This window comes from Serratia sp. BIGb0163, assembly GCF_024809935.1.
In the GTDB taxonomy this organism is placed as follows: domain Bacteria; phylum Pseudomonadota; class Gammaproteobacteria; order Enterobacterales; family Enterobacteriaceae; genus Serratia; species Serratia quinivorans.
The window spans coordinates 54081-67637 of record NZ_JANUDZ010000011.1; the positions used below are offsets into that span (position 1 = coordinate 54081).

Annotated in this window: 9 protein-coding genes; 5 read left to right on the forward strand and 4 right to left on the reverse strand. The window is 56.0% G+C overall.

Annotation, left to right across the window (positions count from 1 at the left end; all coding sequences use genetic code 11):
* Nucleotides 1–235: 235 nt before the first annotated feature.
* Both M2406_RS24875 and msrA read right to left on the reverse strand, forming a co-directional pair.
* Nucleotides 236–1567 (reverse strand): hemolysin family protein, encoded by a 1332-nt coding sequence (locus M2406_RS24875; RefSeq protein ID WP_112364410.1) that lies wholly within the window; start codon nt 1565–1567, stop codon nt 236–238.
* A gap of 177 nt (nt 1568–1744) precedes the next feature.
* Nucleotides 1745–2386 carry a peptide-methionine (S)-S-oxide reductase MsrA gene (msrA, locus tag M2406_RS24880; RefSeq protein ID WP_405050637.1) on the reverse strand — a complete coding sequence of 214 codons (642 nt, stop codon included), beginning with the start codon at nt 2384–2386 and terminating at the stop codon, nt 1745–1747.
* Between the two features lie 287 nt (nt 2387–2673).
* Between msrA and M2406_RS24885 the strand changes: the two genes are divergently transcribed.
* From M2406_RS24885 to M2406_RS24895, 3 genes are read left to right on the forward strand one after another with little or no spacing between them, the layout of a single operon-like run.
* Entirely contained in the window at nt 2674–4410 is a 1737-nt protein-coding gene (locus tag M2406_RS24885) for an autotransporter assembly complex family protein (RefSeq protein WP_012004920.1), read from the forward strand.
* Nucleotides 4407–8225: a translocation/assembly module TamB domain-containing protein gene (locus M2406_RS24890; RefSeq protein WP_259191787.1), complete on the forward strand. Its 3819-nt coding sequence runs from the start codon at nt 4407–4409 to the stop codon at nt 8223–8225. Before M2406_RS24885 ends, M2406_RS24890 begins: the two co-directional genes overlap by 4 nt.
* A 2-nt stretch (nt 8226–8227) precedes the next feature.
* The gene (locus M2406_RS24895; protein ID WP_006317485.1) at nt 8228–8575 is read left to right on the forward strand and encodes a gamma-glutamylcyclotransferase; all 348 of its coding nucleotides are present in this window, start codon (nt 8228–8230) and stop codon (nt 8573–8575) included.
* Between the two features lie 51 nt (nt 8576–8626).
* Here M2406_RS24895 and ppa read toward each other — a convergent pair whose 3' ends face one another.
* Nucleotides 8627–9157 (reverse strand): inorganic diphosphatase, encoded by a 531-nt coding sequence (gene ppa / locus M2406_RS24900; protein ID WP_012004923.1) that lies wholly within the window; start codon nt 9155–9157, stop codon nt 8627–8629.
* Between the two features lie 256 nt (nt 9158–9413).
* On the opposite strand from ppa, the gene M2406_RS24905 reads away from it, so the two are divergent.
* Nucleotides 9414–10967: a methyl-accepting chemotaxis protein gene (locus M2406_RS24905; RefSeq protein WP_012004924.1), complete on the forward strand. Its 1554-nt coding sequence runs from the start codon at nt 9414–9416 to the stop codon at nt 10965–10967.
* A gap of 37 nt (nt 10968–11004) precedes the next feature.
* Here M2406_RS24905 and fbp read toward each other — a convergent pair whose 3' ends face one another.
* Nucleotides 11005–12009, reverse strand: a complete 1005-nt coding sequence (fbp, locus tag M2406_RS24910) for a class 1 fructose-bisphosphatase (protein ID WP_012004925.1) — start codon at nt 12007–12009, stop codon at nt 11005–11007.
* Between the two features lie 168 nt (nt 12010–12177).
* Here fbp and mpl point away from each other — a divergent pair, with 168 nt between their 5' ends.
* Nucleotides 12178–13557 carry a UDP-N-acetylmuramate:L-alanyl-gamma-D-glutamyl-meso-diaminopimelate ligase gene (mpl, locus tag M2406_RS24915; RefSeq protein ID WP_012004926.1) on the forward strand — a complete coding sequence of 460 codons (1380 nt, stop codon included), beginning with the start codon at nt 12178–12180 and terminating at the stop codon, nt 13555–13557.

The following is a 13557-nucleotide window of genomic DNA, read 5'->3' on the forward strand; positions in this document are numbered from 1 at the left end:
TCAGTTACGTGGCCCATCCGTGGGCCACGCCCCTAAAGGGGCCGCTGCAAGCAGCGTTCAAATCTGTTCCCGACAGATTTGTCACCTCAGTTACTTACTAAAGTAAGCGCCTGGGGATGAGTGAGCTGGCCGCCTAGCTGCAACTCGAAATTCATAGGGTAATAGTTAGAGCACCTGCAAAAGCTAAAATAATCGCGGCCCCGTTTGGGGCCGCTGACGTTTTTATCGATGGAGATCAGGCTGCGGGTTTTTCTTCCGGTGCCTTCGGCAGTACCGATGCCGGTTTGTCGCTCAGCCGGGTTACCAACAGCTGGTCAATCTTGTAGCTGTCGATATCCACCACTTCAAACTTGTAGCCGGCGTATTTGACGAAGTCGGTCCGTTTCGGGATCTTGCGCAGCATATACATCATAAAGCCGCCGATGGTTTCGTAGTTGCCCGCCTGCGGGAACTCATCAATGTGCAGCACGCGCATTACATCGTCGATCGGCGTCCCGCCCTCAATCAGCCATGAGCTTTCATCACGCGCCACGATCTGCTCTTCCTGGCCCTGGCCTACCAGATCGCCCATCAGCGTGGTCATCACGTCATTGAGTGTGATGATACCCACGACCAACGCATATTCATTGAGAATAACCGCAAAGTCTTCACCGGCGGTTTTAAAGCTTTCCAGCGCTTCGGACAGCGTCAGGGTATCCGGCACGATCAGCGCCGAGCGGATCTGCACGCCGCTGCTCAGCACCAGGCTCTGATTGCCCAGCACGCGGTTCAACAGGTCTTTGGAGTCCACGTAGCCGACGACTTGATCGATATTGCCATCACAGACCAGGAACTTGGAGTGCGGATGGGTCGAAACCTTCTCGATAATGCTTTCTTCGGTCTCACGCAGGTCGAAGTAAACCACGCTTTCACGCGAGGTCATCGACGAAGGGACGGTGCGAGACTCCAGTTCGAACACGTTTTCGATCAGCTCATGTTCCTGTTTGCGCAGCACACCCGCCAGGGCACCGGCTTCTACCACCGCGTAGATATCGTCGGAGGTGATGTCGTCTTTGCGCACCATCGGCAGTTTGAACAGGCGGAAGATCAGGTTTGCCATGCCGTTGAAGAACCACACCAGCGGCCGGAAAATCATGATCGAGAAACGCATCGGGTTGATGATCCGGACGGCAAACGTCTCTGGTGCAATCATACCGATGCGCTTCGGGGTCAAATCTGCAAACAGGATAAACAGGCTGGTTACCAGCACGAACGAACAGACGAAGCTGGCCTGCTCTGCCAGTTCAGGTGATAAAAAGCGGTCGAACAACGGTTGGAATGTAGGAGAAAAGGCTGCATCGCCGACGATACCGCCGAGAATGGCCACGGCGTTCAGGCCAATCTGTACCACGGTAAAATACAGCCCCGGGGTTTCCTGCAGTTTGAGGACTTTGGCGGCATTGACGTTACCTTCGTCAGCCATCATTTTCAGTTTAATCTTGCGTGACGCGGCCAGAGATATTTCCGACAGTGAGAAGAACGCACTCACTGCGATCAGAAAAAGAATCAGTAAAATACTGTTTAACATAATCTATCCATACGTGCCGACGGGATGACGGCGCTCTTGAGGAAGGGTAGTACATTGTAAAAAAAGTAGCGATAACAACCAGAAAGAAGGTTATCGGGCCGATGATCCGGCCCGCACAGTATAGCAGCAGCCCTACCGGGGCCGCCAGCGGTTAAAAAATTACCTCCAACCTGCGGCTTAGCCCTGTGGTGGCAAGCAAACACCGATACCACCCAGACCACAGTATCCTTCAGGGTTTTTGTACAGGTACTGCTGGTGGTCGTCCTCGGCATAGTAGAACGGCAGGGCCGGTGCAACTTCGGTGGTGATGGCGCGTTTATCGCCGGCCTGCTCCATCGCCTGTTGGAAACGCTGCAGGCTGCTTTCCGCTTCGGTCTGCTGCTCCGGCGTCAGCGTATAAATCGCCGAGCGATACTGGGTACCGACGTCGCCGCCCTGACGCATGCCCTGCGCCGGATCGTGGTTCTCCCAGAATACCTGCAGCAACTGTTTGTAGCTGATGATTTTCGGATCGAATACCACTCGTACCACTTCCGTGTGGCCCGTTTGGCCGCTGCATACTTCGCGGTAGGTCGGGTTTGGCGTATAGCCACCGCTGTAGCCTGCTGCGGTGCTGTAAACCCCTTGCTGCTGCCAGAACAGGCGTTCCACTCCCCAGAAACACCCCATGGCGAAGATCGCTACTTCCAGGCCGTCCGGCACTTGGGTCATTGAGTGATCGGTGACCACGTTAAGCGTGGCAACCGGCATGGGAGTGGTGCGGCCAGGTAATGCGTTTACCTGGTCGACAGTTTGTGTTTTATCAAAAAATGGCACCACGGTTGACTCCTGTTGTCACAGTAAGAATTGGCCCAAGAGGCGGCAGTTAAGTTGTATCTAACCGCAACTTTGCCCACAATAAGCTACATATTGAGATTATGTATCAGATTAACGCAGTATCTAGAGCGCCAAAAGATAAGAATGCGCCAGTTCACTGCGGCAGTAAAACCGTAACATGCAGCGTCTGGAAAAATGCTGAAAAGGGCCGCCGTCCTGATAGCGCGGAGTAGGCCCTGGCCCCAGAGCGAGTGTTATTACAGGAAAGTAAAATAAATTAAGGAGAACACGTGCCACGATACCGTGCCCTGTGCTTTGTGTGTGCGCTGCTCGCCACGCCTGCGGCCTATTCGGCGAATGTGCGGCTGCAGGTTGAAGGACTTAGTGGGGAATTGGAAAAAAACGTCCGGGTGCGTTTGTCGTCTATCACGCCGGAGGAGGTCAGTACAGATGGCCGTTTTCGCGCACGTGTGGATGAAGCCGTCCGTCAGGGGCTGAGAGCACTTGGCTATTATCAGCCCACCATCGACTTTACGCTGGATGACCGGCCAGGGCTGGCTCGTCCGGTGCTGCACGCCAAGGTTAATCCGGGCGAGCCGGTGCGGATTGCCGGCGCCAATATCGTGCTGGAAGGCGGCGCGAAAACCGATGACGACTATCTGGCGTTAGTCAAAAAAGGCAAGCCGACGATAGGCGAGATCCTCAATCACGGCAAATACGACAGTTTTAAAGGTTCGCTGACCGGCCTGGCACTGCGTAAAGGCTATTTCGATGCCGATTTGACCAAGAGCCAGCTCGGCGTGGCCGAAGAGCTGCACAAGGCCTATTGGGACATCGACTTCAACAGCGGGCAGCGTTATCGCTTTGGCCAGGTGAAGTTTACCGGCTCGCAAATTCGTGAAGACTATCTGCAAAATCTGGTGCCCTTTCATCAGGGGGATTATTACAGTTCGGAAGACCTGGCCGAACTGAACCGCCGTTTATCCGCCACTAACTGGTTTAACTCGGTGGTGGTGTCCCCTGATTTCAAAGATGCCAAAGAGAACAAGATTTTGCCGTTAGATGCGTTGGTATCGCCGCGCACGCGTAACACCATCGAAACCGGGGTCGGTTATTCCACCGACGTCGGTCCCCGGATCAAAGGCACCTGGAAAAAACCCTGGCTTAACGACCGAGGTCACAGCCTGGAAACCAGCGCCAGCGTTTCGGCCCCGGAACAGCAGCTCGATTTGACCTATAAAATCCCGTTATTGAAGAATCCACTGGAGCAGTACTATCTGCTGCAGGGCGGTTTCAAGAACGTCGATCTCAACGATACCAAGTCCGTCACTTCAAAAGCGGTGGTTTCCCGCAACTGGGATCTTTCCAGCGGCTGGCAGCGGGCATTGAACCTGACCTGGCGTCTTGACCACTTTACTCAGGGTAACGTCACCAACACCACCATGCTGCTGTATCCCGGCGTTAGCGTTAACCGCACCCGTTCGCGCGGCGGCCTGATGCCCACCTGGGGTGACAGCCAGCGCTATTCTATCGATGTGTCCGACAGCACCTGGGGATCAGACGTAGACTTTGCGCTGATGCAGGCGCAGAACGTCTGGATCCGCACCCTGGCCGACAAGCACCGTTTTGTCGCGCGTGGGCAGGTGGGCTGGATTGAAACCAACGACTTTGAGAGAGTGCCGCCAGACCTGCGATTCTTCGCCGGTGGCGATCGCAGCATTCGTGGTTACAAGTACAAGGGCATTTCACCCCGCGACGACGACGGTAAGCTGACCGGTGCATCCAAAATGCTGACCGGTTCGCTGGAGTATCAATACAACGTGACCGGCAAATGGTGGGGCGCGGTGTTTGTCGATTCAGGCGAAGCGGTGAACGATATCAAGCAGAGCGACTTTAAGACCGGTGCCGGCTTCGGCGTGCGCTGGCAGTCACCGGTTGGCCCGGTGAAGCTGGATATCGCCGCCCCGGTTGGGGATAAAGACACCCACGGGGTGCAGTTCTATATTGGTTTGGGGCCTGAACTATGAGCCTGATAAAAAAGATTTGCCTGGGTTTCCTGATTGTCCTGCTATTGCTGATCGGCGGCGTTGCGTACCTGCTCGGGACCACCAGTGGTTTGCATTTGGTTATCAACAGTGCGGCACGCTGGGTGCCGGGGCTGGATATTGCCAGCGTCACCGGCGGCTGGCGTGACCTGACGCTGAAAGGCGTGAAATACCAGATGCCCGGCGTGACGGTAAATGCCGGGCAGTTCCATCTGTCGCTGGATCTGGCCTGTTTTAAAAACAGTTCGCTGTGCGTCAACGCCCTGACTGCGCAGGATGTGGACGTGGTGGTGAAAACCAAAGAAATGACGCCGTCCGCGCCGGTGGCAGAGACCAGCGAGCCGACCACCAACCTGAGCACGCCGTACCCCATCACTTTACGCATGCTGGCGCTGAACAACGTTAAGGTCAGCGTCGACGATACGGCCATTTCTCTTGGCGAGTTCCGTACTGGCGCACAGTGGCAGGAACGTGCTCTGACCCTGCTGCCAACCAAAATCAGCGGCTTGTTGATAGCTCTGCCGAAAACGCCGCAGAACCCACTGCCGGAGGCGGTGCAACCGGTGGTTGAGGTAGCGAAAAAGGTAGAGGAAAAAGCCAATCAGGGCGCGAAGCCGGCTCCTCAGCCGGAAGAGAAGCCGCTGGGCGAAACGCTGAAAGAACTGTTCGCCAAGCCACTGCTGCCGGATCTGCCGGACATTCGCCTGCCGCTGGATATCACCGTTAAGGAGATCAGCGGCGAACAGCTGCGGTTGACCGGTGATACCGACGTGCTGATCACCAGCCTGCTGCTGCAGGCCAGTACTCTGGATCAGCATATCCAGCTGGACAATTTCGACGTCAAATCCCCGCAGGGCACGCTGTCGGCCCAGGGGCAAGCTACGCTGACCGGCAGTTGGCCGGTGGAAATGGTGGCCAACAGCACGTTGAACATCGATCCATTGAAAGGCGAAAAGGTTAAGCTGAACATTGGCGGTGGGCTGCGTGAAGAACTCAAGGTAGCGCTCAACCTGTCCGGTCCGGTCGGCGCGCAGCTTGATCTGCAAACCCAACTGGCCGAAGCCGGTTTACCGCTGGCGCTGACGCTGCAAAGTAAACAGCTGAAATGGCCGTTGAGCGGCGAGGCGCAATACCAGATCAACGATTTCCGCCTGCGCTTTAACGGCAAGGCAACCGACTATGCGTTGTCGACCCGCGCCAATATCAAAGGCCAGGACTTGCCCCCGGCGGTACTGACGCTGGACGGTAAAGGTAACGTTGAACAGTTCAAACTGGATCGCCTGCGGTTGGCGGCCTTGCAGGGCAATACCGATCTGACCGCGCTGGTGGACTGGAGCAAGGCCATCAGCTGGAATTCACAGCTAACGCTGAGCGGCATCAATACCGCCAAACAGTGGCCGGAATGGCCGGCGAAGTTGGACGGCAAAATCACCACCCGCGGTAGTCTGCACGGCGGCAGTTGGCAATTGCAGGTGCCGGTGCTGCAGCTCGACGGTAACGTGAAGCAAAACAAGGTCACCGCGCGCGGTACGCTCAGCGGCAACGCTGCCGGCCAATGGAAAATTCCGGGTATCGATCTGACTCTGGGTCGTAACCAACTGAACGTCAAAGGCCAACTGGACGAGAAGAGCTGGAACCTGGATGCGAACATCGACGCGCCGCGCCTCGACGGCGCTTTGCCGGGACTGGGCGGTACGGCGAAAGGTTTGCTTAAGCTACGCGGCAACCTGCAGGCACCTCAGTTGCTGGCGGACCTGACCGCGTCTGGCCTGCAGTGGCAGGCGCTGCGTATCAACCGGGTCAAAATTGACGGTGACGTGCGTTCCAGCGACCAGATCCAGGGGCAACTGGCGGTGCGCGTCGAACAGCTCAAGCAAGATGCGTTGGACATCAACCTGCTGACTTTGGATGCCAAAGGCAGTGAGAAACAGCATCAGCTGCAACTGAAAATTGACGGCAAACCGGTCTCTGGCCAGTTGGCGCTGCAGGGCAGTTTCGATCGCGAGCAGCAACGCTGGCGCGGCAACCTGAACAATACGCGCTTCGATACTCCGGTGGGGGAATGGCGGTTAAGTCGCGCCATCGCACTCGATTATCTGAATACCGCACAGAAAATCAGTATCGGGCCACACTGCTGGCAGAACCCGAATGCCGAACTCTGCGTGCCGAAAACCATCGAGGCCGGGCAGAGCGGTCAGGCCAGCGTGGTGCTGAACCGCTTTGATCTGGCGATGATCAAGCCTTTCCTCGGCCCGGAGACGTCACTGAGCGGCGTGTTCAGCGGGCGGGCGGACGTCAGCTGGAAACCGGGCGGTGCGTTGCCGGAGGCGAAAGTCTCGCTGGTGGGCAACGGCGTGAAGGTGGTACAGCAGGTGCAGGGTAATGCGCTGCCGATCGCCTTTGACAAGCTGAATCTCAACGCCGGGCTGACCAATGGCCGTGCGCAGGCCGACTGGTTGATTAAGCTGACCAATAATGGTCAGTTTGACGGTAACGTACAGGTTGTCGATCCGCAGGTGCGCCGCAATATCAGCGGTAACGTCAACATTACCAATATTTCACTGGCGATGATTAACCCGGCGTTGATGCAGGGGGAAAAAGCCGCGGGCATGCTGAATGCCAACCTGCGTCTGGGCGGTAACGCGCAGAAACCTTTGGTGTATGGCCGTATGGCATTGGACAAGGTCGATATTGACGGTCACTGGATGCCGTTCGACATGACCGAAGGCCGGTTGGCGATGAACTTTGACGGCATGACCTCGACGCTGGAAGGCTTGGTCAGCACCACCCACGGTCAGCTTAATCTGTCCGGTGACGCTGACTGGCGTGATATCAACGCCTGGCGTGCACGCATTGCCGCCAAGGGCGATAAATTGCGGGTGACGGTGCCGCCGATGATCCGCATCGACGTGTCACCTGATCTGGTCTTTGAAGCCACGCCGCAGCTGTTCTCACTTAATGGTTCGGTAGATATTCCGTGGGCGCGTATTACGGTACAGGAACTGCCGGAAAGCGCGGTGGGCGTCTCTTCCGACGAAGTGATGCTGGATGAGCAGCTTAAACCGATACAGCCGAAAACGGCGGGGATCCCGATCAACAGCAACCTGATGATCCACGTTGGCAACGATGTGCGATTGGATGCCTTTGGTCTGAAAGCGCGGTTGAAGGGCGATCTGAAAGTGGTGCAGGATAAGAATGGCCTGGGCCTGAACGGTCAGATTGACATCCCTTCCGGTCGCTTCCATGCTTATGGTCAGGATTTGATCGTTCGCAAGGGCCAGTTGATGTTCTCGGGGCCGCCGGATCAGCCGTTGCTGAATCTTGAGGCGATCCGTAATCCGGACTCGACCGAAGATGACGTTACCGCTGGGGTACGCGTCACCGGGTTGGCGGATGCACCCAAGCTGGAAGTGTTCTCGGATCCGGCCAAATCCCAGCAGGAAGCGCTGTCTTATCTGTTGCGCGGTCAGGGATTGGGCAGTTCCGGAGCTGATGGCAACGCAATGACCTCAATGTTAATTGGGATGGGGGTTGCACAAAGTGGTCAACTTGTGGGTAAAATCGGCGAGGCATTTGGCGTAAGCAATTTGGCCCTGGATACTCAGGGGGTTGGCGACAGTTCCCAGGTTGTCGTCAGCGGTTATGTTCTCCCAGGCTTACAAGTAAAATATGGGGTGGGCATTTTCGACTCATTGGCCACACTGACGTTGCGTTACCGCCTGATGCCTAAATTGTATCTTGAAGCGGTGTCTGGTCTCGACCAGGCATTAGATTTGCTCTATCAGTTTGAGTTTTAGCGATGCGAATAATTGTCTACGGCAGTTTACGACGCAAACAGGGAAACAGCCATTGGATGACTAACGCCCAATGGTTAGGCGAGCATGAGCTCGAAGGCTATCAGATTTATAATCTGGGCCATTACCCGGCGGCGATCCCTGGAGAGGGCACGGTACATTGTGAGGTGTACCGCATCAACTCATCGATTTTGGCTGAGCTGGACGAACTGAAAAGCAACACCAAGGACTATAAGCGCGAGCTGATTCAGACGCCTTATGGAAGTGCGTGGATCTACCTGTATAAACACAGTGTGGACGGTTACCCGCGGATTAACAGCGGTGACTGGCTGAAGCGTCTCGACGAAAAGTAAAAAAAACACCGCTCACTGAGCGGTGTTTTTTTATCGGACGGCGGTCAGGAATTACTTCTTGGCAGCACGTTCGAAAGAGGCAATGATTTCAGCTTTGGCAGCGGCAGCGTCTGCCCAGCCTTCCACTTTCACCCATTTGCCCTTCTCCAGATCTTTGTAGTGCTCGAAGAAATGAGAGATCTGTGCTTTCAGCAGTTCCGGCAGGTCGTTCACATCTTTGATGTGATCGTACTCTTTGCTCAGTTTGCTGTGCGGAACGGCAACCAGTTTCGCATCTTCACCGGCTTCGTCGGTCATCTTCAGTACGCCCACCGGACGGCAGCGGATCACTGAACCAGGCTGCAGCGGGTATGGCGTTGGTACCAGCACGTCAACCGGATCACCGTCCAGAGACAGGGTGTGGTTGATGTAACCGTAGTTGCACGGATAGAACATCGCGGTGGACATGAAACGGTCAACAAACAGCGCGCCGGTGTCCTTGTCGATTTCATATTTGATCGGATCGGCATTGGCCGGGATTTCGATAACTACGTAGATGTCTTCTGGCAGGTCTTTGCCAGCAGGGACGTTAAGCAAGCTCATGTCGGTTTCCTTTAATCAAACCAGAAATGGAGTGGCGGCTATTATAGCGGACTCTTTTGCGATTTCCTGCCCTTTTCATCACCCAAGCCCCGGCAGACAGTCATCCACTGAATTTCCAGATTAATCCTCCAGCGACGTTAAGTTTTCCCCGAGGTTGCCGATAACTTCATCAAATAATAATGAGTCGGCGAAGTCTGGCTCCGCGTTTTACCTCCTCTACGTTAGAACTCACTATTTCTGAAGCCGGGAAGAACTCATGCTAAAAAAGATTACGGTCAAGGCCGGGCTGATTGCCTTGCTGAGCCTGATGACGCTGCTGTTGATTATGGTCAGCACCATCGGCGTCAACGCCATTAACGAAGGGTCGCGATCGTTGCACACCCTCAACCAGATTTTAGGGGAAGAACTGGGGTCGCTGGCCAGTAGCTCCAACCTGACGCTACGCGCCAGAACGGCCGCCTCCTTGGCGGTGCGCCAGCGTGAAATCGGCCAGATCGAGGTATCCGACGCCACTGTGGGGCGCATCTATGATTACCTTGCACAGTCGAAACAGGAAATGGCGCGCTTTGTCAGCGTCGGCACCGTCACCGAACGTGGGCGTGAACTGTCCAGTCGCTTGCAAAACAGTTACCGCGCCTATCTGGAACAGGGCGTCAGACCGATGGCCGACGCCATCAAGGCCGGCAAGGTTGATGACTATTACGACATCCAGGAAACCAAAATCTCTGCCCTGAGCATCGCTTTCGAAAAGGACCTCAGCGACTTCCGCAGTTTTGCCATGAAGATCGGCCAGCAGCGGGTGAATGAAGCGGAAAGCAATGCCAGCACCAAGATTACCCTGATCCTGATCGCCGGCCTGCTCAGCGTGTTGCTGGCGGTATTGGCCTGGTTCGCGCTGCGGGTGATCATTCTGCGCCCACTCGATGAGTCCATCGCCCAGTTGGAACATATCGCCGGCGGCGACCTGACGCACGACATCACCGGCGAAGGGGAAACCGAAATGGGTCGTCTGATCCGTGCGATGCAGCGGATGCAGCAGGCGCTGGTCAGTTCGGTCAGCAAGGTTCGTGATGCCAGCAGCCAAATTGACACCGGCTCACGCGAGCTGGCCGCCGGCAACCTGCATTTGGCGCAGCGCACCGAAGAGTCGGCCGCTTCGCTGGAGGAAACCGCTGCCAGCATGGAACAGCTGACCTCGACGGTGAAAATGAACGCCGAGAATTGCGAGCAGGCCAATCAACTGGCGCTCAGCGTCTCTGATATTGCCAATCAGGGCAGTGAGGTCGTCAGCCAGGTGATGGACAAGATGCAGGCCATTACCGATAGCTCGCGGCGTATCGCCGATATTATCAGCGTGATGGACGGTATTTCCTTCCAGACCAATATTCTGGCGCTGAATGCGGCGGTAGAAGCGGCACGCGCGGGTGAGCAAGGGCGCGGTTTTGCCGTGGTGGCGGGTGAAGTACGCAGCCTGGCTCAGCGCAGCGCACAATCGGCCAAGGAGATAAAAGGGTTGATCGAAGCTTCGCAAAATCGGGTACAGGAAGGCGAGCAGATGGCCGAGTCAGCGGCGAAAACCATGAATGGTATAACCGGTGAGGTAGGGCGTGTGACGGCGTTGATGCGGGAAATTTCTGCGGCAACGCGTGAGCAAAGCAGCGGTATTGAACAGGTTAATCTGGCGGTGGCGCAGATGGATCAGGTGGCGCAGCAAAATGCGGCATTGGTCGAGGAGTCAGCGGCGGCAACGCGCTCGCTGGAGGATCAGGCCCAGTTGTTGGCCCAGAGTATGGCGGCGTTCAAACTATAATGCAGGGGGGCGACAGGCGCCCCCCACATAGAACCGGTTATTCGTCCGGGTTCTCGGCGATAAAGCGCTCGGCGTCTTCCACCATGGATTTGGTGCCGACGAAGAACGGTGCACGCTGGTGCAGTTTCACCGGGGTAATGTCCAGAATACGGTTTTTACCGTCGCTGGCTTTACCGCCGGCCTGTTCCGCCAGGAACGCCATCGGGTTGCATTCATACAGCAGGCGCAGCTTGCCTTGCGGGTGGCTGGCGGTGCTTGGATAAATATAGATGCCGCCTTTGAGCAGGTTGCGGTGGAAGTCGGCAACCAGCGAACCGATGTAGCGTGAGGTATAAGGGCGCTGAGTGGCTTCATCCTGTTCCTGACAATATTTGATGTATTTCTTCACACCGCGCGGGAACTTGATGTAGTTACCTTCGTTGATGGAATACATATTGCCGGTAGCCGGGAAGCGAACTTTCTCATGGGAGAGGCAGAACACGCCCAGAGAAGGATCGTAGGTAAAGGCATGCACGCCATAACCGGTGGTGTACACCAGCATGGTGGATGAACCATAAACCACATAGCCGGCGGCGACCTGAGCGCTGCCTGGCTGCAGGAAGTCTTCTTCGGTCACGGGAATGCCGACCGGGGTAATGCGACGATAGATAGAGAAAATCGTACCGACCGAGACGTTGACATCGATGTTGGACGAACCGTCCAACGGATCCATCAGCACCACGTACTTGGCATTTTCAGCCCGCTCGCCGTCGAATATCACGATTTCATCTTCTTCTTCAGAAGCGATACCCGCAACTTCACCGCGCGCTTTCAATGCTGCTTTCAGCTTTTCGTTAGCGTACAGGTCCAGTTTCATCTGAACTTCACCCTGTACATTGGAAACGCCGCTGGTGCCGAGAATATCAACCAGACCCGCTTTGTTGATATCGCGGTGGATGATTTTGGCGCCCAGTTTAATTGCAGAAAGTAACGCTGTCAGCTCGCCGGTGGCGTGAGAGAAGTCGTGCTGTTTCTCGACGATAAATTCGCCTAACGTTTTCATGACACAATCCCTGAATCTACGGATGGGTAGCGGTTTGTTAACAAACCGCCAACGTATTCGCGAGCAGTGTAGCCCAAAGATGAACGCTATTCATAGGCAAATCCATTTCTTCTGGACGATTCTGAGCGTTAGAATGTGCCAACATTCGACGTACTCTATGAGAAAACTATGCGCATTCACATTCTTGGGATCTGTGGCACCTTTATGGGCGGGCTGGCGGTGCTGGCTCGTTCGCTAGGGCATGAGGTGACCGGCTCTGACGCTAATGTCTATCCGCCGATGAGCACGCTGTTGGAGAAAGAAGGGATCGCACTGATCCAGGGTTACGATCCGGCTCAGTTGGATCCTGCGCCGGATCTGGTGATCATCGGTAACGCCATGACGCGCGGTAATCCGTGTGTTGAAGCAGTACTGGAGCAGGGTATCCCTTACGTTTCCGGCCCACAGTGGCTGCATGATTATGTGCTGCGCGATCGCTGGGTACTGGCCGTTGCCGGGACACACGGCAAGACCACCACCGCCGGCATGGCAACCTGGATCCTGGAAGCCTGCGGCTACCAGCCGGGCTTTGTTATCGGTGGCGTGCCGGGCAACTTTGACGTTTCTGCTCGCCTGGGGGGCAGCCCGTTCTTTGTCATCGAAGCCGACGAATATGACTGTGCGTTCTTCGACAAGCGTTCCAAGTTTGTGCATTACAGCCCGCGCACGCTTATCCTGAACAATCTGGAGTTTGATCACGCCGACATCTTCGACGATCTGAAAGCGATCCAGAAACAGTTCCACCATCTGGTGCGTTTGGTGCCAGGCAAGGGCAAAATTATTTTGCCTGATAACGACAGCCACCTGAAACAGGTGATGGCGATGGGCTGCTGGAGCGAGCAGGAGCTGGTTGGGGAAGAAGGCGCATGGCGTGCACAGAAGCTGACGCCGGACGCCAGCCATTATGCGGTTTTCCTTAATGGTGAGCAGGTGGGCGAAGTTAAGTGGTCGCTGGTGGGTGAACACAACATGCATAACGGTTTGATGGCCATTGCCGCCACGCGCCATGTGGGTGTGTTGCCTGAAGATGCCTGCCGCGCGCTCGGCGATTTTATCAATGCCCGCCGTCGTCTGGAGCTGCGTGGTGAAGCCAATGGCGTCACGGTATATGACGACTTTGCCCATCATCCAACGGCAATTCTGGCGACCCTGGCTGCGTTGCGTAGCAAGGTGGGTGGCACTGCCCGCATTCTGGCGGTGCTTGAGCCGCGCTCCAACACCATGAAAATGGGCATCAGCAAGAACGATCTGGCCCCGTCGCTGGGTCGTGCCGATGAAGTCTTCCTGTTCCAGCCGCACCATATCCCCTGGCAGGTGGCGGAAGTGGCGGAAGCCTGCGTACAGCCGGCCCACTGGAGCGCCGATCTGGATACGCTGGTGGATATGATCGTGAAAACGGCTCAGCCGGGCGACCATATTCTGGTGATGAGTAACGGCGGCTTTGGGGGTATTCACGATCGGCTGCTGGAGGCTTTGGCCAACAAACCCGATCCGAAAGCCACCTATTGA

Coding starts and splice junctions, on each gene's coding strand:
- M2406_RS24875 (WP_112364410.1), bottom strand. CDS start 1,567: ATGTTAAACAGTATTTTACTGATTCTTTTTCTGATCGCAGTGAGTGCG.
- M2406_RS24890 (WP_259191787.1), top strand. CDS start 4,407: ATGAGCCTGATAAAAAAGATTTGCCTGGGTTTCCTGATTGTCCTGCTA.
- M2406_RS24895 (WP_006317485.1), top strand. CDS start 8,228: ATGCGAATAATTGTCTACGGCAGTTTACGACGCAAACAGGGAAACAGC.
- ppa (WP_012004923.1), bottom strand. CDS start 9,157: ATGAGCTTGCTTAACGTCCCTGCTGGCAAAGACCTGCCAGAAGACATC.
- M2406_RS24905 (WP_012004924.1), top strand. CDS start 9,414: ATGCTAAAAAAGATTACGGTCAAGGCCGGGCTGATTGCCTTGCTGAGC.
- fbp (WP_012004925.1), bottom strand. CDS start 12,009: ATGAAAACGTTAGGCGAATTTATCGTCGAGAAACAGCACGACTTCTCT.
- mpl (WP_012004926.1), top strand. CDS start 12,178: ATGCGCATTCACATTCTTGGGATCTGTGGCACCTTTATGGGCGGGCTG.